General features: G+C 70.1%; 21 protein-coding genes. All 21 read left to right on the forward strand.

The genetic code is table 11. The features are described from left to right. Window positions 1-237: 237 nt before the first annotated feature. The 21 genes from dqs_RS06495 (at window position 238) to dqs_RS06590 (ending at window position 20,743) form a co-directional block, all read left to right on the forward strand. Entirely contained in the window at window positions 238-561 is a 324-nt protein-coding gene (locus dqs_RS06495; protein WP_011764940.1) for a hypothetical protein, read from the forward strand. Further along, a complete protein-coding gene (gene gloB, locus dqs_RS06500) occupies window positions 558-1,334 on the forward strand; it encodes a hydroxyacylglutathione hydrolase (RefSeq protein WP_084018271.1) in 777 nt (258 codons plus the stop codon). Before dqs_RS06495 ends, gloB begins: the two co-directional genes overlap by 4 nt. Window positions 1,335-1,747: 413 nt before the next feature. Next, a complete protein-coding gene (locus dqs_RS06505) occupies window positions 1,748-2,080 on the forward strand; it encodes a hypothetical protein (RefSeq protein ID WP_157108154.1) in 333 nt (110 codons plus the stop codon). After that, window positions 2,077-3,069, forward strand: a complete 993-nt coding sequence (locus tag dqs_RS06510) for a CobW family GTP-binding protein (RefSeq protein WP_065339982.1) — start codon at window positions 2,077-2,079, stop codon at window positions 3,067-3,069. The genes dqs_RS06505 and dqs_RS06510 overlap by 4 nt, the downstream gene beginning before the upstream one ends. Further along, window positions 3,066-4,139, forward strand: a complete 1,074-nt coding sequence (locus dqs_RS06515) for a WD40 repeat domain-containing protein (RefSeq protein WP_065339983.1) — start codon at window positions 3,066-3,068, stop codon at window positions 4,137-4,139. Before dqs_RS06510 ends, dqs_RS06515 begins: the two co-directional genes overlap by 4 nt. Window positions 4,140-4,175: 36 nt before the next feature. Then, window positions 4,176-4,391, forward strand: a complete 216-nt coding sequence (locus tag dqs_RS06520) for a hypothetical protein (RefSeq protein WP_011764945.1) — start codon at window positions 4,176-4,178, stop codon at window positions 4,389-4,391. A 137-nt stretch (window positions 4,392-4,528) separates the two neighbouring features. Beyond that, complete coding sequence (locus dqs_RS06525; protein ID WP_011764946.1) at window positions 4,529-5,467, forward strand: transporter; 939 nt, start codon at window positions 4,529-4,531, stop codon at window positions 5,465-5,467. 129 nt (window positions 5,468-5,596) lie between these two features. Beyond that, window positions 5,597-6,127: a DUF1097 domain-containing protein gene (locus tag dqs_RS06530; protein WP_065339984.1), complete on the forward strand. Its 531-nt coding sequence runs from the start codon at window positions 5,597-5,599 to the stop codon at window positions 6,125-6,127. A 244-nt stretch (window positions 6,128-6,371) separates the two neighbouring features. Continuing rightward, window positions 6,372-7,319, forward strand: a complete 948-nt coding sequence (locus dqs_RS06535) for a metal ABC transporter solute-binding protein, Zn/Mn family (RefSeq protein WP_065339985.1) — start codon at window positions 6,372-6,374, stop codon at window positions 7,317-7,319. Window positions 7,320-7,338: 19 nt separating this feature from the next. Further along, a complete protein-coding gene (locus tag dqs_RS06540; RefSeq protein WP_011764949.1) occupies window positions 7,339-8,136 on the forward strand; it encodes a metal ABC transporter ATP-binding protein in 798 nt (265 codons plus the stop codon). Window positions 8,137-8,147: 11 nt separating this feature from the next. Beyond that, on the forward strand, window positions 8,148-9,044 hold the full coding sequence (locus dqs_RS06545) for a metal ABC transporter permease (protein WP_065339986.1): 897 nt from the start codon (window positions 8,148-8,150) through the stop codon (window positions 9,042-9,044). Beyond that, on the forward strand, window positions 9,041-10,000 hold the full coding sequence (locus dqs_RS06550) for a metal ABC transporter permease (protein WP_084018274.1): 960 nt from the start codon (window positions 9,041-9,043) through the stop codon (window positions 9,998-10,000). Before dqs_RS06545 ends, dqs_RS06550 begins: the two co-directional genes overlap by 4 nt. A gap of 520 nt (window positions 10,001-10,520) precedes the next feature. Continuing rightward, window positions 10,521-12,191 (forward strand): aromatic/alkene/methane monooxygenase hydroxylase/oxygenase subunit alpha, encoded by a 1,671-nt coding sequence (locus dqs_RS06555; protein ID WP_011764952.1) that lies wholly within the window; start codon window positions 10,521-10,523, stop codon window positions 12,189-12,191. Window positions 12,192-12,272: 81 nt separating this feature from the next. Continuing rightward, window positions 12,273-13,316: an FAD-binding oxidoreductase gene (locus dqs_RS06560; protein WP_011764953.1), complete on the forward strand. Its 1,044-nt coding sequence runs from the start codon at window positions 12,273-12,275 to the stop codon at window positions 13,314-13,316. Between the two features lie 64 nt (window positions 13,317-13,380). Beyond that, window positions 13,381-14,472, forward strand: a complete 1,092-nt coding sequence (locus tag dqs_RS06565; RefSeq protein WP_065339987.1) for an aromatic/alkene monooxygenase hydroxylase subunit beta — start codon at window positions 13,381-13,383, stop codon at window positions 14,470-14,472. 48 nt (window positions 14,473-14,520) lie between these two features. Further along, window positions 14,521-14,877, forward strand: a complete 357-nt coding sequence (locus dqs_RS06570; RefSeq protein WP_011764955.1) for an MmoB/DmpM family protein — start codon at window positions 14,521-14,523, stop codon at window positions 14,875-14,877. A 222-nt stretch (window positions 14,878-15,099) separates the two neighbouring features. Continuing rightward, complete coding sequence (gene groEL / locus dqs_RS06575; protein WP_065339988.1) at window positions 15,100-16,737, forward strand: molecular chaperone GroEL; 1,638 nt, start codon at window positions 15,100-15,102, stop codon at window positions 16,735-16,737. Window positions 16,738-16,827: 90 nt separating this feature from the next. Continuing rightward, window positions 16,828-16,974 (forward strand): hypothetical protein, encoded by a 147-nt coding sequence (locus dqs_RS20695; RefSeq protein WP_011764957.1) that lies wholly within the window; start codon window positions 16,828-16,830, stop codon window positions 16,972-16,974. Between the two features lie 187 nt (window positions 16,975-17,161). After that, a complete protein-coding gene (locus dqs_RS06580; RefSeq protein ID WP_011764958.1) occupies window positions 17,162-19,222 on the forward strand; it encodes a sigma-54-dependent Fis family transcriptional regulator in 2,061 nt (686 codons plus the stop codon). A gap of 472 nt (window positions 19,223-19,694) precedes the next feature. Beyond that, a complete protein-coding gene (locus dqs_RS06585; protein WP_011764959.1) occupies window positions 19,695-20,096 on the forward strand; it encodes a VOC family protein in 402 nt (133 codons plus the stop codon). A gap of 53 nt (window positions 20,097-20,149) precedes the next feature. Continuing rightward, complete coding sequence (locus dqs_RS06590) at window positions 20,150-20,743, forward strand: twin-arginine translocation signal domain-containing protein (protein WP_011764960.1); 594 nt, start codon at window positions 20,150-20,152, stop codon at window positions 20,741-20,743. The last annotated feature ends 19 nt before the right edge of the window (window positions 20,744-20,762 follow it).

Raw genomic sequence — 20,762 nt, forward strand, 5'->3', positions numbered from 1 at the left:
CTCCATTCCCGGACAGCGTGGCGGGTGATCCACGCCGGGCTGTCCGATTCTCGTACGCGCGCACGGCGCCGGCCCTGTGGAATCCCGCGCAAGCGCGCGGCTTCGGTTCCCGCCGCGCAGCCTGGCGCGTCCTTTGCTGGAAGAGGGGTGAGGCGCTGGAACGAGCGTCCGATCTGCCGCCCGGTAAGAAACCGCGCTCACCGGCGGCAAGGCGACTACCCACACAAGGAGACGACCATGAGCGCAAACCTGTTGACCGCCGCGGTGCTCGGCCGCGAGAACGACCAGTACCGCGGCACCGCCGGCGTAAGCAGCGGCAACCGCGACCGCGGCTTTCGCCCGGCCTTCCTCGACGGCGAGACCGGACGGGTGTTCCTCAGTTGTCACGCCGACGGCCGGCCCGCGCCGTTCCACCTGCTCGACGGGCTGCCGGCCGAGCTGACGATACGCGACCCCGCCGGCCGCGTGCGCGGCGCCAAGGCCTCGCTGCGCTCCGGTTTCGTCCTCGACGACCGCTTCTACTCGCGCGAGGAAGCCGCGCAGCTGGCGGTGGCGGAATGAGGCCGCTGCCGCTGCGGGTGCGCCCGATTCCCGCCTTCCAGGACAACTACATCTGGCTGCTCACGCGCGGTGACGAGGCGGTGGTGGTCGACCCCGGCACCGCCGGCCCGGTGCTCGCGGTGCTGACGGCCGAACGGCTGCGGTTGCGTGCGGTGCTGATCACCCATCACCACGACGATCACGTGGGCGGCGTGGCGGAGCTGCTGCGCCACGCCGCGGTGCCGGTGTATGGCCCGGCCGGCGAGGACATCGCGGTGCTCACCCATCGCGTCGTGGACGGCGAGCGTGTGGCGGTCCTCGACGACCATCCCGGTTTCGAGGTGCTCGCGCTGCCCGGCCACACCGCGGGCCACATCGGCTATTTCGACGGCACCCACCTGTTCTGCGGCGACGTGCTCTTCCCCTGTGGCTGCGGGCGGGTGTTCGAAGGCACGCCGGCGCAGATGCACGCCGCGCTCGCGCGCCTGGCCGCGCTGCCGCCCGCCACCCAGGTGTATTGCGCGCACGAGTACAGCCTGGCCAATGCCCGCTTCGCGCTTGCCGCGGAGCCGGGCAACCGGCTGCTGCAGGGGCGCCAGCGCTGGATGGAGGCGCGCCGCGCCGCGGGCGAACCGACGGTGCCGTCCTCGCTGCGCGACGAGCTGGACACCAACCCCTTCCTGCGCTGCACCGAGCCCGCGCTGCGGCGCGCGGCGGCTGACTGGCGCGGCCACCCGGTCGAGGACGAAGCCGAGGTGTTCGCGGCGCTGAGGGACTGGAAGAACCACTTCTGATGAGTCCGCACGGGCCGCGCGCAAGCCGGCCCGTGCCGGTGCCGCGGGCCCGCGGCGCCAGCCGGATCCGGTCCGGGTGCCCCGCTGCGCAAATCCTGTCCGCAGCGCCTTCACGGCGCCCCGATTCCTCCCTCCCCTGCGGCCGGACATCCCCGCGATGCGCGCGTCGCGTTTTCGGACAGCGCCCGCTTCCCGCTTCCCCGGCCGTGTCCGATTCTCGGACACGGCCCTCCATGCACCCGCGCCGATGCCTTTGAGGCTCGAGCAAAGTCACTTCAAATCAGCGGGTTGCGTGTTTATCCGAACGAACTCGCAGGCGTGGTCTGGAAGTTGCTGAACGCCTTGCCAGCGGTCACGCGCCGTTGTCGTGACCGAGAAGCCGGAGCAGACCGGCCGAGACCAAGGAGGAGTCCATGCTGAGTGCCGCCGAACTGGAAGACTGTATTCCCCACGCGCTCGATTTCACCGGACGCGCCCGCTGGCGGGTGCGGGTGGTGGCGGAGCTGGTCGAGCTGAATTCCCGCCACCTGCGCGCCGAAACGCGCCGCGCGGGCGCCGACATCGAGCTGCAGGGTGCGCTGGAGCAGGGCCTGCGGCTGGAGACGGCGCTGTCGGTGGCCGACCTGCGCCATGCCCTGCTGGAGGCGGAGGCCGAGCTGGACGCGCTGGACGACCAGCGCACCCAGCTGCTTGCGGTGCTCGATGCCCTGAACGCCGCCGAAGCCGGCCCCGGAGCGCTGCAATGAACGCCGCGCCAAGCCGCCTGCCGGTCACGGTGCTCACCGGCTTCCTCGGCGCGGGCAAGACCACGCTGCTCAACCACCTGCTGCGCGAAAGCGGCGGCCGCTACGCGGTCATCGTCAATGAGTACGGCGAGATCGGCATCGACGGCGAACTGGTGGTGGGGGCCGAGGAAGAGGTGCTGGAACTCAACAACGGCTGCATCTGCTGCAAGGTGCGCGGCGACCTGATCCGCGTGGTCAGTGGCCTGCTCAAGCGCCGCGGCCGCTTCGACGGCATCCTGATCGAGACCACCGGCCTGGCCGACCCCGCGCCGGTCGTGCAGTCCTTCATGGCCGACGACGAGATCCGCCAGCAGGCCCGGGTCGATGGCGTGGTCTGCGTGGTCGATGCCTGCCACTTCCTCACCAGCCTGGAACGCAGCCGCGAGGCGGGCGTGCAGCTGGCGCACGCCAGCCTGGTGGTCATCAACAAGGCGGAACTGGCCGACGAGGCGGTGGTGGCGCAGGTGGAGCGCGAGATCGCGCGCCTCAACCCCGGCGCCACGGTGCTGCGCAGCGCGCGCGGCGCGGTGCCGGCCGCGGCGCTGCTGGACCAGGGCGCCTACGAGCTGCCGCGGCTGGAACTGCCCGCCGCGCCGTCCGCCGCCCGCGCGCGCTACGTGCCGGTGCCGCAGGGGCGCCATACCGACGGCCTCGCGTGCGTGTCGCTGGTGTTGCAGCGTCCGCTGGAGCGCGGCCGCTTCCTCGCCTGGCTGCAGCGCCTGGTCACCGAGCGTGGCGAAAAGCTGCTGCGCACCAAGGGCATCGTCGCGCTCGCCGGCGCGGACCGCCGCTTCGTCTTCCAGGGCGTCCACATGATGGTCGATAGCGATTTCGACCGCCCGTGGCGCACCGAGGAGACGCGCGACAGCCGGCTGGTGTTCATCGGCCACGGGCTGGACGACAGCGAACTGCGCGCCGGTCTCGACGCCTGCCAGGTCTCGCCGGCATGAACGCGCCACTGGGGGGCTTGCCGCCGCTGGTGGCGCTGTGCGGCGCGCACTGGCGCCTGGAGGCGCCGGTGGTCGCGGTGGCGTGGTCGCGCCGCGGCGGGCCGGCCGCGTTCGCAATGGGCGACGGCGGGGTGGTTTTCGCCCGTCCGCCGACGCAACCGGGCGGACAGGGCGCGCCCGGACTCGTGCGCATGGAGGCGCACGCGGGGGCCTGTCTGGCGCTCGCGGCCGACCCCGCCGGCGGCCTCGTCAGCGGTGGGGACGACGGCCGCCTGCTGCACCTCGACCCGGCCGCCGGCGCGGCAAGCGCGCCCGCGGTGCTCGCAGACCATCGCGGCGAGTGGCTGGACCACGTCGCGGTCAGCGCGCGCGGGCTGCGCGCCTGTGCCAGCGGGCGCCGCGTCTGGCTGCACGGGCCGGGAAGCGAGGCCGTGCTGGAACTCGCCAGCGGCGTCACCGCGCTCGCGTTCGACCCCGCCGGCGGCCGGCTCGCGATCGCCGGCCACGGCGGCGTGGAGCTGTGGTCGGCGGCGGACGGGGCGCGGCGCCGGCTCGAAGCGCCGGGCTACCACCGCGCGCTGGCATGGAGTCCCGATGGCCGCTACCTCGCGAGCGGCATGCAGGAGAACGCGCTGTGCTGCTGGCGGCTGGGCGACGGCCAGCGCCACCTCTTCGAAGGCTACCCCGGCCAGCCGCGCGCGCTCGGCTTCGCTGCGCGCGGGCACCTGCTCGCCAGCAACGGCGGACCGCGCGTGGTCAGCTGGGACCTCGACCATCCGCGCCCCGCGTCTACCCGCTCGGAGTCCGGCTATCCCGGCCGCGTGCCGGTCAGCGCGCTCGCGTGGCATCCGTCGCGCGCGCTGCTCGCCGCCGGATATCACAACGGCGCGGTGCTGCTGTGCCGGCCGGGCAGCGACCAGCATCTGTTCGTCCAGGGTTCCGGCGCCGGTCCCGTCACCGCCCTCGCGTGGGCGGCGGACGGGGCGGCGCTGGCGCTGGGCACGCAGCACGGGGAACTCGCCGTGGTGGCGATCCCCGCCCAAATCCTGTCGATGGCCCGGGCGGCCTGAGCCAGGACACAACAATCCCCGACGGAGGAGACAACGATGAGCAACGAAACCCAGGCCAGCACCGAGATCGACCCCGCCGAAGCCGCCGCCAAGGACGGTTTCTTCGAACGGATCGCCGCGGTGTCCGAGGACATGATCCAGGCCTACGGGCGCGAGTTCGCGATGGGCACCCTGCTGCTCGCCGCGCGCTACATCGCCCAGAGCCGCGCCGCGGAGGCGGAGCCCGCGCCGCAGATCATCACCCAGCCCTGAAGCCTGCCCCGCCGCGCCGGCCGCGGCGGTTTGCCCCACCGAAACCAAGAAATGCGCCGGCCCGCCCGGGCCAGGCGCAGCACCACGGGCGACCACGTCTGCCCGCACACACCTGATAGAGAGAAGAGGAGTCGAACATGGCGGCGAAACACAGCCAAGGGGAAGTCGCGCCTGTCGCGCGGCGCAGTCGGGACAGCAGGCGGGCGCGGCGACGGTTCGGCGCCGCGCTCGCCAGCGCGCTGGCGGCGGCGTCCACCAGTGCCTGGGCGCTGGAGATGGATGCCGGCGACGACACGCCGCTGCCGGAAGGCACCAACCTCGCGGTGCTCTACTACCAGCATGTCGAACGCGACCGCCTGTACGTGGATGGCGACCGCGTGCCGGGCCGGAACCGGCTCGATTCCGACATCGGCATCGCGCGCTTCGTGCATTACACCAAGTTTGCCGGCATGACGATCAACCCGCAGTTCCTGCTGCCCTTCGGCAACCTGCATGCCAAGGGTGACCTGTCGCCGCTCGGCAGCGCCAGCGGGGTGGGCGACCTGATCCTGGCCTCGGTGTTCTGGCTGGTGGAAAAGCCGGAGACCAACACCTATTTCGCGATCACGCCCTACGTGTACCTGCCCACCGGCAGCTACGACAAGAACGAGGCGTTGAACCTCGGCGAAAACCGCTGGAAGGGCACGCTGCAGCTCGGTTACATCACCGGCCTGACCGACAAGCTGCTGCTCGACCTTTATGCCGACGTCACCGTGTTCGGCAACAACAACGACTACGGCCCCACTTCCGCCACCCTCAAGCAGGACCCGCTGTACCAGGTGCAGGGCTGGCTGCGCTACAAGCTGACCGATGCCTGGGACGTGCGCGCCGGCTACTTCTACACCTGGGGCGGAGAAACCAAGGTGAACGGCGTCTCCGGCGACGACCGCCAGCGCAACACCAAGTACCAGGTGGGCACCGCCTGGTTCTACGAACCGAGCGCCCAGGTCGTGTTCACCTACGGCCAGGACATCTCGGTGGAAAGCGGCTTCCGCGAGCGCAACCGGCTCAACTTCCGCTGGCTCAAGGTCTTCTGACAACCTCTCCGAGCCCTCTGGCGCCGGGGCGGTGACGCCCGCCGTCCTGCTCCGGCGCATTTTTTTTACGGCGTTTCCCAACCATTCCGCCCCGCCCGCGCGGCGGGGCTTCGCGCAAGGAGTTCCGCAATGTCCCAACTCGCTGCACTGTCGCTCAGCATCGCCCTGCTCGGCGGCTTCGCCACCTGGCTGTTCCTCACCGTCGGCGGGGTGCTGATCTGGGCCGCCTTCGTCGCCTGGGGCTGCTACTTCCAGGCCGGCGGCAACGCGCCCGCGCTGCGCAACACGCTGGTATGCAACACCTTCGGCGCCGCGGTGGCCTGGCTGGCCGCGGTGGTCATCCTCAGCGTGCCGCTGGCGGCCACCCTCACGCTGCCCGGCTGGGCGGCGGTGGTGGTGTTCGCCACCGCGTGGCTGGTGTGCATGGCGGCCAACGTTCCGGCGTTGTCCACCATCCCGGCCAGCTTCTACGGCTATGCCAGCACCTTCGCCTTCCTGCTGCAGACGCCGGAGAAGATGAACCTGGCCGCGCTCACCAGCCCCGGGCTGGACAACGCCTTCATCGTCACCGCGCTGTCGATGGCGATCGGTGCGCTGTTCGGCTACGTCTCCGGCGCACTCGGCGGCGCGCTGATGACGCGCACCGCGCGCGCCGGCTGAGCGGACGCGTCCCAGAACAGGTCATCGCCGCGGGCTGCCGTCGCAAAGCAGGACGCGGCCGCCGCCCGCGGCGGTGTCCGGCGCTTCGCGCGACATTGCAAGTAACTGAAAAATAAAAAGAAAAATTACTGTTCCAGCGGCGCCTCGGGCGCGCATCGCGGTGGTCCGGCTCTTGCGAAAACGGCGGCAAACACGGCCGCGGCGCCCCGGCAGGCAGCGCGGCATACCCCGAGGAGACCTCACCATGCCGCGTCGTCTGCTGTACTGCATCCTGCTGTGCCTGTCCGTTTTCGCCGCCCCCGGCCGCGCCGCGCCGCCGCTCGACGTGGTCACCACGCTGGCGCAGATCGCCGAGCCGCTGTCCGTCATCGCCGGGCCGCGCGCGCGCGTCAGCAGCCTGCTCGGGCCGGGCGTCGATCCCCACCTCTACCGTCTCACCCGCAGCGACGTCGCGCGCCTGACCCGCGCCGACCTGGTGTTCTACAACGGCCTGCACCTGGAGGCGCAGATGGAGGAGATGCTGCAGTCGCTCGCCACCCGCAAGCCGGTGGTGGCGATTGCGGCCGGCGTGGACCCGGCGCGCCTGCGCGGCGGGGCCGGCCAGGCGCGCGACCCCCACATCTGGATGGACCCCGCGCTATGGCGCAGCGCGCTGGAAACCGCGGTGGCCGCGCTGGCGGCAGTCGACCCGGAAGGCGCGGAGGGCTACCGCAGCCGGGCGCGCGACTACTTCCAGCGCCTCAACCGCCTGCAGACCTATGTGGGCGAGGTGCTGGCGAGCGTGCCGGCGAGCGCGCGCGTGCTGGTCACCGCGCACGACGCCTTCGGCTACTTCGGCCACGCCTTCGGGCTGGAGGTGCTGGCGATCCAGGGCATCAGCACCGAGAGCGAGGCCGGCCTGCGGCGCATCGAGGAACTGGTGGAAACGCTGGTCCGCCGCCGCATCGGCGCGGTGTTCGTCGAAAGCTCGGTGTCGCCGCGCAGCGTGCGCGCGCTGGTGGATGGCGCGGCCGCGCGCGGCCACACGGTGCGCATCGGCGGCGAACTCTATTCCGACGCGATGGGCAAGCCCGGTGGCTACACCGGCACCTACATCGGCATGCTCGACCACAACGCCTCGACCGTCGCGCGCGGATTGGGCGGGCGCGTGCCGGCGGGCGGGATGCTCGGCGAGCTGGCGGACCTTCACTGAACCGACCGGGAGCATACAGATGGTGACCCTGCTCAAATTCCGTCCCCGCAGCCGGCCGTTGCCGGCCGATTCCGACAGCCCGCTCGCGGTGCACGGGCTGACCGTGGCCTACGGCCAGCAGACCGTGCTGCGCGAGGTCGATTTCGTCGCGCCGGCGGCCTCGTTGGTGGCGGTGGTCGGCCCCAACGGCGCCGGCAAATCCACCTTCATCAAGGCGGTGCTCGGCTTGCAGCCGCGCCTGGCGGGCGCGGTGTCGTGCTACGGCCGCGCGGTGGAGCGCCAGCGCCACCTGATCGGCTACGTGCCCCAGCGCAGCAGCGTCGACTGGGACTTTCCGGCGTCCGCGCTCGACGTGGTCACGATGGGACTGTACGGCCGCATCGGCTGGTGCCGGCCGGTGCGAGCGCGCCATCGCGAGCAGGCGCTGGACTGCCTCGAACAGGTGGGCATGGCCGACTTCGCCCGCCGCCAGATCGGCCAGCTCTCGGGCGGCCAGCAGCAGCGCGTGTTCCTGGCGCGCGCGCTGGCGCAGGACGCCATGCTGTACCTGATGGACGAGCCCTTCGCCGGCGTGGATGCCGCCACCGAGCGCGCCATCGTCGACGTGCTGCGGACCTTGAAGGGCCGCGGCCGCACCGTGCTGTGCGTGCATCACGACCTGCAGACCGCGCCCGACTACTTCGAGCACCTGTTGCTGCTGGCGGGCCGGGTGGTGGCCGCCGGGCCGATCAACGAGACCTTCACCGCGGCGGCGCTGGAAGCGGCCTACGGCGTGGGCCTGCCGCCGGTGGCCGCGGCGGTGGCGCGGGCCGGCTAGGGGAGGGCGCCATGGGCGAATTCATCGACCTCCTGCTGCTGCGCGCGGGCTACAACAGCGCGGTGGTGGTGGCGGGCGCGGCGCTGCTCGGGCTGGCGGCGGGCGTCATCGGCGCCTTCGTGCTGCTGCGCAAGCGGGTGCTGATCAGCGATGCGATCAGCCACGCGACGCTGCCGGGCGTGGGGCTGGCCTTCCTCGCCGGCGTGGCGCTGACCGGCAACGGCCGCCACTTCGGCCTGCTGCTGCTCGGCGCCGGCGCCTCGGGCGCGCTCGGCGTGCTGCTGGTGCAGGCGATCAAGGACCACACCCGGCTGCCCGAAGACAGCGCGATCGCCACGGTGCTCAGCCTCTTCTTCGGCGCCGGCGTGGTGCTGCTGTCGCACATCCAGACGCTGCCGGTGGGCGGGCAGGCCGGCATGAACGGTTTCCTGCTCGGCGCCGCCGCCACCATGAGCCTGGACGAAGCGCAGCTGGTCGGCGCCGCCGCGCTGGCGGTGCTCGCGCTCGCGGCGCTGCTCGGCAAGGAGTTCGGCCTGGTCTGTTTCGACGCCGGCTATGCGGCGGCGCTCGGCTGGCCGGTGCGGCGGCTGGACCTCGCGCTGCTGGTGCTGCTGCTGGCGGTGGTGGCGATCGGGCTGAAGACCGTGGGGCTGATCCTGGTCGTCGCGCTGGTGACGATTCCGCCGGTCGCGGCGCGCTTCTGGACGGAGCGCCTCGGGGCGATGGTGGCGCTCGCTGGCGGTTTCGGCGCGCTCGCGGCCTGGCTGGGTGCCGCCGTGTCCTCGTTGCTGCCGGGCCTGCCCACCGGCGCGGTGATCGTGCTGGTGGCCGCCGCGCTGCTGGTGCTGTCGCTGCTGTGCGGCCCGGCGCGCGGACTGCCGGCGCGGCTGCGGAGGGTGGCGGCATGAGCCCGGGCGTGGAGGACTTCCTGCTGATCGACCTGCCGGCGGTACTGGCTGCGGTGCTGGCCGCGCTGGCCTGCGCGCTGCCCGGCAGCTTCCTGGTGCTGCGGCGCCAGGCGCTGATGGGCGATGCGATGTCGCACGTCGTGCTGCCCGGCATCGTCTGCGCCTACCTCGCGGTGGGCGACATCGCGCCGCTGGCGATGGTGGCGGGCGCGCTTGGGGCCGCGCTGGTGGCGGTGCTGCTGATCAACGCGCTGCAGCGGGTGGGCGGGCTGGAGCCCGGCGCGGCGATGGGCGTGGTGTTCACCGTGATGTTCGCCGCCGGGCTGGTGCTGCTGGAGCAGAGCGGCGCCGGCAACGCGCATCTCGATGCCGAGCACGCGCTGTACGGCAACCTGGAAGGCACGCTGTGGCCCGGCCCGCGCGACTGGGCCGACCTGCTCGACCCCGAGAGCTACCGCACGCTGCCGCGGGTGCTGGTGACGCTGGCGGTGGTGACCGCGGCGATGGTGTTGCTGCTGGTGCTGTTCTTCAAGGAACTGGCGGTCACCACCTTCGACCCCGGGCTTGCCGCCGGGCTGGGCATCTCCAGCCGCGCGGTGGGCACCGGGCTGCTGGCGATGACGGCGGTGGCGGCGGTGGCGGCGTTCGAGGCGGTGGGTTCGATCATCGTCATCGCGATGTTCGTATGCCCCGCAGCGACCGCGCGGATGCTGACCGACCGGCTGGCCGCCCAGGTATGGCTCAGCGCGCTGTTCGCCGTGCTGGCGGGGGCGGGCGGTTACTGGCTGGCCGCCTTCCTGCCGCCGCTGCTCGGCCACGACAACGCGCTCAACGCCGCGGGCATGGTGGCGGTGGCGGCGGGGGCGATGCAGTGCCTGGCGATGCTGCTGGCGCCGCGCTACGGCGTGCTGCCGCGCGCGTGGCGCGCCCGCCGGCGGCTCGCCGCCGCGGGCTGAAGGCGGCCGCGCAGGCGGTCTCCACGGGGTCTCGAAGGCGCCCGGTTGCGCAATGCAGCCGGGCGCTTCTGCTTTTTGCGCTGCGGCTTCTTCGGGGGCGGTGGCGGCGCTCCGTCCTGCCCTGGCAAATGGCGGAATCGACCTCGCCGCGCCACGCCGTCCACCGCCCTTGCGCGCAGGCGTGGCGCGGTCAGCCCCCGCCTGCGCCGCCGGCCTGGCGCCCCGCCGCGGCCCCTTTCCCGGGCGCCCGCGGGCCTCGTCCCAAAATCGGACGAGGCCCGCGGCGCCGGTCGCAGAACACGACATGCTGCGCTGCATAAATCGCTGTTTTACCGTGTTTTTCGGCCGAAATACGGGCTTTTTGGCGCTGGCACGCATGTCGCTAAAGAGACCTCAGGTTGATCGGCGCGACGGGCCGGCACAGCGCAGCACCGGCCCCACCCGGCGGCGATCGACTTCACTGCGGCGACATCCCCCACCAGGGCCGCCCATACCAATACGAGAGCGAAAGGAGATTCGAATGACTGCTGGATTGACACTCAACAAGATCACCTCCCAGCGGGGGGTCAGCATCGGCGAGGCCGCGCGCCGCATCGCCGACCTCGGGTGGAATCCGTCCTACGTCCAGGAAGCGATGACCTTCCCGACCGACTACAAGATCGGCCGCCAGCCCAAGGACCCGATGAAGCAGGTGCTGCGCTCCTACTTCCCGATGCAGGAAGAGAAGGACAACCGGGTGTACGGCGCGCTCGACGCCGCGCTGCGCGGCGACATGTTCCGCAACGTGGAAGCGCGCTGGGTGGAGTGGATGAAGCTCTTCCTGGCGATCATCCCGTTCCCGGAAATCTCCGCGGCGCGCTCGATGTCGATGCTGGGCCGCCTGGCGCCGGGCGAGGAACTGCGCACCGGCTTCACGATGCAGATGGTCGACGAGTTCCGCCATTCCACGATTCAGATGAACCTGAAGAAGTGGTACATGGAGAACTACATCGACCCGGCCGGCTTCGACATCACCGAGGCCGCGTTCGGCAAGTGCTACGCCACCACCATCGGCCGCCAGTTCGGCGAAGGCTTCCTGACCGGTGACGCGATCACCGCGGCCAACGTCTATCTGCAGGTCGTGGCCGAAACCGCCTTCACCAACACGCTGTTCGTGGCGATGCCGTCCGAAGCGGCGCGCAACGGCGACTACGCGCTGCCGACGGTCTTCCTGTCCGTGCAGTCCGACGAGAGCCGCCACATCGGCAACGGCCACTCGCTGCTGATGTCGATCCTGAACGACCCGGACAACCACCTGCTGCTCGAGCGCGACCTGCGCTACGCCTTCTGGCAGAACCACTGCATCATCGACGCGGCGGTCGGCACGCTGATCGAGTACGGCACCACCAACCGCGACAAGAACAAGGAATCGTACGTCGAGCTGTGGCACCGCTGGATCTACGAGGACTACTACCGCACCTACATGCTCCCGCTGGAGAAGTACGGCATCAAGGTGCACCACGACGACGTCGCCGCCGCGTGGGACCGCCTGGTCAAGAAGAACTACCACCACAAGGTCGCGCAGTTCTTCGCGGTGGGCTGGCCGGTCAACTTCTGGCGCATCGAAGCCCAGACCGAGAAGGACTTCGAGTGGTTCGAGCACAAGTACCCGGGCTGGTACGCCGAGTTCGGCGACTTCTGGAAGTGGTACGGCAAGAAGAGCGTGCCGGGCGAGACCAACATGCTGTTCGACCAGGAGAACGGTTACGTCTACCCGCACCGCTGCTGGAGCTGCATGGTGCCCTGCCTGATCCGCGAGGACTTCGTCGTCGATGAGGTGGACGGCAAGCTCTACACCTACTGCTCCGACCTCTGCCGCTGGACTCACAAGGTCGCCTTCAGCGCCGAGTACGAAGGCCGCGCCACCCCGGCGATGGGCCGTTTCAGCGGTCGCCGCGAGTGGGAAGAGTGCTACCACGGCTGGGATCTGGCCGACTGCATCAAGGACCTGGGCTTCGTCCGCTCCGACGGCAAGACGCTGGTCTCGCAGCCGCACCTGCGCTTCGACAACAAGGACATGTGGACCCTCGACCACGTCAAGGGCCACACCATCCAGAGCCCGCTCGTCCTGCTGCGCAACATGACGCCGGAGCAGCGCGAGAAGCACATCGCCGACTACCGCGCCGGTTTCAAGATCAACCCGTTCCAGTAAAGCCCCCGCGCGGGTGCGCGTCCGCCCGGCGGCGCGCGCCCGCGGTTCCCGGCCCATGCACATGAAATAAGGAAGACCAGCATGTCCGAAACCCCTGTACACATCGTCCGGTTCGAGCCGGTCGGCGTCGAGATGGAGGTCGCCGAAGGCGAAACCGTGCTCGACGCGGCCTTTCGCCAGGGCGTGGCCGTCATGCACGGCTGCAAGGAAGGGCAGTGCAGCAGCTGCAAGGCGCTGCTGATCGACGGCGACGTCGAGATGCTCAAGTACTCCACCTTCGCGCTGCCCGACTACGAGCGCGACGCCAACCACGTGCTGCTGTGCCGCACGCTGGCGCACACCGACATCACGGTGGAACTGCTCAACTACGACGAAGACCTGATGCGGCGCTCGATCGCGGTCAAGGAGTTCGCCGGCAAGGTGGTCGGCATCAGCGCGCTGACCCACGACATCCGCAGGCTCGACGTCGAGCTGGAACAGCCGATCCGCTTCTGGGCCGGCCAGTTCGTCGACATCACGCTGCCGGAAAAGGGCATCACCCGTTCGTACTCGATGGCGAGCGTGCCGAGCAGCCCCGGCCAGGTGTCCTTCATCATCAAGAAGTACCCCAATGGCGCGTTCTCCACCGCGCTCGACACCGAGCTGAAGCCGGGCGATCCGGTGCTGGTGAAGGGCCCCTATGGCGGCTGTTTCCGCCGCGAGGAACGCCCCGGCCCGATGGTGCTGATCGGCGGCGGCTCCGGCATGTCGCCGCTGTGGTCCATCCTCAACGACCACATCGAAAGCGGCGAGCAGCGCCCGATCCGCTTCTTCTACGGTGCCCGCACCCGGCGCGACCTGTTCTACCTGGAGCAGTTCGCCGAGTTCGAGCAGAAGGTGCCCGACTTCCGCTTCATCCCGGCGCTGTCGGCCGCCGAGCCGGAAGACGGCTGGACCGGCGAGACCGGCTACATCCACGAGGTGGTGGCGCGCACGCTGAAGGAAGAAGGCTTCGACGGCGCCTCGATCGACGCCTACACCTGCGGCCCCGCGCCGATGATCGACGCGATCACCCCGGTGCTGCACATGGCCGGCGTGCCGCCCGACCAGATGTACTTCGACAAATTCACCCAGGCCGTGCGCTGAAGGCCCGGGCCGCAGCCCCCACCCGCCGCACCCACCCACAAGCAAGGAAGACCAGGAGACTCACGTGAACGCATTCACCCAGGAAGCCGTCGCCCAGCCCGTCAAGTCCGGCGCTGCCGGCGCCGCCCAGTTCGTCGGCTGGGACAGCCGCAAATACAACTACTACACGCCCAAGGGCCGCCACGCCACCCACTACGAAGACGTCACGGTGGACGTCCAGCCCGATCCGAAGCGCTACCTGCTGCAGGACTTCATCATCTCCTTCCCGGACGGCACCCCGACCTATTCGGAGCACTGGACCGAGGCCAAAAGCTCGGACTGGCACAAGTTCCGCGCGGTCGATGAGGAGTGGGAGCGCACCCACTACCAGCGCCAGTCGACCATCTGCGGGATGATCACCAACGTCATCGAGAACGCCCGCCGCGCCGGCGCCACCAAGCGCCTGGACCGCGCCTGGGTGAAGGTGCTGGAGCAGTACCTCGGCGCCTACAAGCACGCCGAGTTCGGCCTGGGCATGGCCACCATGCACGCCCAGCGCTACGGCTACTCGCAGATGATCAACAGCGCCATCCTCACCAACGCCTCGTACAAGCTGCGCTTCGCCCAGGACCTGACGCTCTACCTGGCCGAACTCGCGCTCGACCAGCCGGACCTGAACCTCGACCTCGGCAAGCAGCACTGGATGGAAAACCCGGCCTGGCAGGGCACCCGCCACGCGATCGAGGCGATCAACGGCACCAGCGACTACCTGGAAAAGTACTTCGCGGTGAACCTGGTGTTCGAGCCCGTGGTGGCCGAACTGGTGCGCAGCGGCTTCTTCATGCAGGTGGCGGCCGCGCAGGGCGACTTCACCACGCCGACGGTGATCTCCGCGGCCGAAGGCGACTACCAGCGCAACCTCGCCAACACCGTGGAGCTGGTGCACGTGCTGGCGCAGGACCCGGAGTACGGCGCCCACAACCGCGCGCTGTTCAACCGCTGGCTGGCCGACCACGGCAAACGCGCGCTGATCGCCGCCCAGCAGCTGCAGCCGATGTGGTCGCTGCCGCACCACAAGGTCGCCCAGTTCCCCGATGCGCTCGCCCGCGCGCTGTCGCGCATCCGCAGCATCACCGGCGAACTCGGCCTCGACCTGCCCGCCGAGCTGAAGGCCTGAGCCTTCCGCGCCCGATCACGGCCCCATATCCGATACGGAGGACACGACATGAGCAACTACCACGGTGACAACATTTTCCAGTCCATCAAGGACATGAAGTTCGAACAGACCATCTCGCACCAGTGCGGCGTGACGATGAACGACAGCGTGGAAGCCCGCGCCATCGCCGAACTGATGGCCACCAAGCCGGGCATCAAGGTCACCTACCTGCCCGCGATGATCCGCATCGACGGCGAGGGCAAGATCGAATTCAGCATGCCCGAGATCAGCGAAGCCCTCGGCCGCGAGATGACGCCCCACCTGTTCGAAATCTTCACCTCCACCCACTACGGCCGGATGGTGATGCTCGACGACGACACCGTGGTCCTGTTCGGCGACATGGACGCCGCGCTGGCCTACGAGTGAGCACGACCGGCCGCTCCGTGAGGGGCGGTACGGATGAAAAACCCGCCGGTCTTATCCCCTCCCCTTCAAGGGGAGGGTTAGGGTGGGGATGGGGTTATGGGTAGGGAGGAAGCTGTGCCGCAGCTTAAACCCCATCCCCACCCCCGCCCTCCCCTTGAAGGGGAGGGAGTTAAAACCCCTCCCCCTGACCGGCAGGACAACAAATACCGGAGGAGAGACAAAATGCCCAACATCATGCTGCACGACGACGAAGCCCGCGCCGCCCTGGCGCGCGGCGTCGCAAAGATGGCCCGCGCGGTGCGCGGCACGCTTGGCCCGCGGGGGATGAACGCGATCATCGACCGCCCGATCGGCACGCCGATCATCTCGCGCGATGGCGTCAGCATCGCCGCGGAAATCGAGCTGGAGGACCCGTTCGAGAACATCGGCGCCCAGGTGCTGCGCGAGGTGTCGCGCCAGACCAACGAGGTGGCCGGCGACGGCACCACCACCGCCACGGTGCTGGCCGATGCGCTGGTGCAGGAAGGGCTGGCCTGTGTGCAGGCAGGCGTGAAGCCGGTCGAGCTGGTCAAGGGGCTGGAGCTGGCGGTGGACGAAACCGTCGCCGCGCTCAAGTCGATGGCGATTCCCGTGCGCGGCCGCGAGGACGTGTTCTCGGTGGCCGTGGTGGCCGCCAATGAAGAGAGCACCGGCGCACTGGTGGCCGAGGCGCTGGAGCGCGTGGGCCCGGACGGCATCGTGGACGTGGAATACGGCACCACCGTCGAGACCACGCTCGACGTGCTCGATGGCATGGCCTTCGACCGCGGCTACCTGTCGCACCACATGGTGACCGACGTCGAGAAGATGCAGGTGGTGCTGGACGACCCCTACATCCTGATGACCGACCAGCGCCTGCAGAGTCAGGAAGAAGTGGCGGTGCTGCAGAGCCTGCTCGCCGGCAGCAAGCGGCCGCTGCTGATCATCGCCGACGAAGTGGCGCCCGCCTGCGTGGTCAGCCTGATGGCCTGGCGCGAGAAGAGCGGGGTGCCGGTGGCCGCGATCCACCCGCCCGAGTACGGCCACTGGCGCAAGGCCATGCTGGACGACATCGCCATCGTCACCGGCGGCAAGGTGATCGCCCGCGATCTGGGCGGCAGCCTGAAGGACGTGAGCCTGGCCGAGCTGGGTTCGGCCCGCCAGGTGCGGATCTCGTCCAACCAGACCGTGATCTCCGGCGGCGGCGGCACGCACGAGGCGATCGCCGCGCGGCGCAAGCAGGTGCAGCGCCAGTACGAACTCGCGCCGCAGAACATCGAGCGCGACAAGTTCCAGGAGCGGCTCGCCAAGCTCACCGGCGGCACCGCGCTGATCCTTGCCGGCGGCGCCACGCCGGTGGAGCAGAAGCGCCGCCTGCTGCTGATCGAGGACGCGATCCACGCCGCGCGCGCGGCGATCGAGGAGGGCATCGTGCCCGGCGGCGGCATCACGCTGTTGCAGGCCGCCGGCCGGCTCGAACACCTGGTGGCGCAGACCAGCGGCGGCGTGCAGCAGGGCGTGCGCCTGCTGCAGCGCGCGCTGTCGCGGCCGCTGTACCACCTGGCGGGCAACGCCGGGCTGGACAGCGAGCAGGTGGTCGACCGCGCGATGCGCGCCGAACCGGGCCACGGCCTGGATGTGCGCAGCGGCGCCTTCGTCGATCTGGTGGCCGAAGGCGTGATCGACCCGGTGCGCGTGAGCTACACCGCGGTGCGCAACGCGGCCTCGGTGGCGGGGCTGATCCTCACCACCCAGACGCTGGTGGCGAAGAAGCCGGAGATCATCGACCCGACCGCAGGCCCCGCGACCGGCGGCGGGGCCGAGCTGTACGGCCGCCAGTAAGGCGGGTCGGCCCGTTCGGGCCGGCTGTCTTCCCCGGCAAGCCCGCCGTGGCTTGCCGGGGTTTCCGCGCAACCCCGGGATGCTGCCACCATGAACGAGATCTCCGGGCGCCGCGATCCGGCGCCCTTCAATTCCCTGTGTCCGCGCAGTCCGGCGCGCCGGCTGCAGCGTCTGTTCGGCGTGCTGATCTGGGCCGCCGGGCTGATGGTCTGGCTGTCCGACAGCCTGGTTCGCTGATCCTCCGTGCCCGGCGCCGCCGCGGCGATCCACGGCTGTTTCGGCGCCGGGCCGAAGAGGTATGATCCGTGTTCTACAGCCGGGTAAAGCCCGGCAACATGCACACAAGATGCATTGAAAAAAGAATAAGGGCGGACCTGGCCGGCGCACGATCGACCCGTAGTCCGTCCCTCCAGAGGAGTGAGACATGCGGGAACTTTCCTACCGAAAGTCCGGCGTACGGTTTTCCGCCGAACTGCGGCCCAATCCGGCTGCGCAGTGCAGCGGGCGCGAGCTGGTCTCCATCGACCGCGCCACCTACGCCGCCTGGGAACGCTTCGTCACCGGCGAAGCCCTGCCGCCGAGCACCATCGAATCACCGGTGCTCGATTCCTGGCGCCGCAGCCGCGATGCCGGGGTCAATCCGGTGGGGCGCGCCGCCCCGGTCGCCGCGCGGGGCGACGACATGGAACTGCTGCGCCGCCGCCACCGCGAGCTGATGGCCGCGGCGTCCAATCTCTTCGCCCACACCGGCGACCTGCTCGCCGGCTCGCACTCCATCATGCTGCTGACCAGCCCGGAAGGCGTGGTGCTGGATGCCGCCGGTGATGCCGCCACGCTGGACGCCGCGCGCGACATCCACCTGATGACCGGCGGCAACTGGTGCGAGGCGGTGGTGGGCACCAACGGCATCGGCACCGCGATCGCCACCCGCTGCCCGGCCCAGATCCACGGCGCAGAGCACTTCTGCGAAGGCATCCAGGGCTGGACCTGTGCGGCGGCGCCGATCTTCGAACCCGGCACGCAGGACATCCTCGGCGTGCTCGACATCTCCGGCCCGCCGCAGACCTTCCAGCGCAACAACCTGTTGCTCGCGGTTTCGGTGGCGCGCCAGATCGAGATGGCGCTGTCCCACAGCGCGCTGGGCGAACGGCTGCGGCTGCTGGAACACTGCATGAACCGCCTGTCGCTGGCCGACGCCGCCGGCATGGTGGCGATCGACCGCCAGGGCCGCCTGATCCACTCTGCCGGCCGCGTGCCCCTGCCGGTGGGCGTGGGCGAGCGCCTGCCCGGCTTCCGCCCCCATGCCGACCTGGAGGAATGGGCTGCGCACCTGCCCGAAGGGCTGCGCCCGGAATGGCTGCACCCGGTGGTGGCCGGCGGGCGCACCGTCGGCGCGGTGGTGCTGGTGCCGGGCCGCGGCGTGCGCAATTCGCCGGTGGCGCGGCTGGCCGAGCAAAGCTCCGAGGCCGACCCGCGCCGCTCCTGTTTCGACAACATCCTTGGCCGCAGCCCGGCGATGCGCGAGGCCACCGACCTTGGCCGCCGGCTGGCGACCAAGCGCGTGCCGGTGCTGGTGGAAGGCGAAACCGGCGTCGGCAAGGAGTTGTTCGCGCGCGCGCTGCACGGCGGCGAACACCTCGGCGGCCCCTTCATCACCTACAACTGCGGCGCGGCCTCCAAGGAACTGATCGCCGCCGACCTCTTCGGCCACGTGCGCGGCGCCTTCACCGGCGCCACCAACGACGGCCGCCCGGGCCGCTTCGAACTCGCCAACGGCGGCACGCTGTGCCTGGACGAAATCGGCGAGATGCCGCTCGACCTGCAGCCGGTGCTGCTGCGCGCGCTGGAAGAAGGCATCGTCTATCGCCTGGGCGACACCCAGCCGCGCCGGGTGGACGTACGCCTGATCGCGATGACCAACCGCAACCTGCGCGAAGAGGTCGCCGCCGGCCGCTTCCGCCGCGATCTCTACTACCGCATCGGCGTCACCCGCCTGCGCATCCCGCCGCTGCGCGAGCGCGACGGCGACATCCCGCTGCTAGCCAGCCACTTCTGTACGCAGCTGGCCGAGCGCCATGGCGTGCCGCGGCGCGAATTCGGCCCCGAGGTGCTGGACGCGCTGCAGGCCTACTGCTGGCCCGGCAACGTGCGCGAACTGCGCAACGTCGTCGAATCCCTGCTGCTGATGGATTCCACCCCGCAGGTGCGGGTGGATGAACTGCCGGAAGAAATCCTCGCCTCGGTCCCGCAGGCGGCGCGCCCCGCCGCCGAAGGCGCCGAACCCGAATGCCCCAGCCTGGAAGCCGCCGAGCGCCGCGCGATCCAGAAGGCCGTCATCAACTTCCAGGGCAACCTCGCCCAGGCCGCCCGCCTGCTCGGCATCTCGCGCAGCACGCTGTATCGCAAGGTGGAACGCTATGCGCTGGAGGATTTCGTGCGCGCGGCGGGGGGGAATCTGGAGGGGGAGGGCGGGGCCGGGGATTAGCGCTGTCCGTCCGCTCCGCGTGCGTTGCATTCCTGTCGGCCGCCGGGCTTGCCCGGCGGCCGATTCGTTTGCTGACGGTCTTTCTGGCGGCACCGCGTGCGGGCGGTGACCTGCCGTCGGCGCTGCGGAAAACGCATGCACCCGGATGTCGCGCTTTCCCGTCCTGAGGGATTCCGGGGCAGCGGTTTCTCGCTGTCCCAATATCAGTCGCGCCCCCGCAGCCCTTCGCGTAGCGGCGTCCGATCTTGGGACGCGGGCCGCCCACGCGGGGTCTTTCTCCCCCTCGCTTTGCCAGAATAACCAAGCGTAATCAGTCGTTTACGTCGGATCGCCCACCCGCCTTCACCGATTGGCACAGCCGTTGCAATAAAGGTGGCTGCAGGCGCCGCGGTGCCGAGGGGGCGGTCTCTCCTCCTACGACAAACCCGACGCGCGCGGGGCCTGCCTTCGAGAACCACCGGGGGAGACGCCCATGCCAAAGCCAAAACTCATCCACACCATGATCCGGGTCCTGGACCTGGACAAATCACTGGCCTTCTACCGCGACGCCCTCGGGCTGGAGGAGGCCTACCGGCTCGATTTTCCGGACTTCGCGCTGGCCTACCTGCGCAATGCCGAGAACGACTTCGAGCTGGAACTCACGCTCAACAAGGGCCGCAGCGAGGCCTACACCCACGGTAGCGGCTACGGCCACATCGCGGTCTGTGTCGACGACGTCGAGGCCGAGCATCGCCGGCTTGCCGGGCTGGGGCTGGGGCCGACCGACGTCAAGCGCTTTGCCGACGGCGACGCGCTGATCGCCCGCTTCTTCTTCATCCAGGACCCCGATGGCTACAAGGTCGAGGTGCTGGAGCGCCACGGCCATTACCAGTGACCGCGGCCCCCGCAGTCCGGCAGCACCCCCATACCAACAAGGAGAGAGACATCATGTCGGAACAATCCGTTGTCCTCGGCGCACTCGCCGCGCCGCGCGTCACCCGGCGGGCCTTCCTGAAGGGAAGCGGCATTCTGGTGGGCACCCTGTGGGCCAGCTCCAGCGCGTTGCTGGCGCTGGCGCCCAGCCCGGCGTGGGCGCTGGAGCTGAAGAGCCTGGACCAGGCCACCGGCGAAGCGCTGCTCGGCTTCTGTCGCCGCATCTTCCCGCACGACAAGCTGGACGACGCCGTCTATGCGCTAGTGGTGAAGGAGCTGGACCAGGCCGCGGCCAAGAGCGCCGACACCCGCAAGCTGCTTACCGAGGGCGTGGCCGCGCTCAACAAGGCGGCCGGCGGCAACTGGGCGGGCGCGCCGCTGGCGAAGAAGGATGCGATCGTCGCCGGGCTCGCCACCACGCCGTTCTTCCTCAAGGTGCATGGCACCGCGGTGGTCGCGCTCTACAACAACGAGCTGGCCTTTGCCCACTTCGGCTACGAAGGCAACGCCTTCCAGCAGGGCGGCGGCTATCTGCTGCGCGGCTTCAACGACCTGAAGTGGCTGCCGAACCCGAGCGCCCAGGCCAGCCCGGCGCCGTTCGGCGCCTGACCCCGCATCCGAGGACAAG

This window comes from Azoarcus olearius (assembly GCF_001682385.1).
GTDB lineage: Bacteria > Pseudomonadota > Gammaproteobacteria > Burkholderiales > Rhodocyclaceae > Azoarcus > Azoarcus olearius.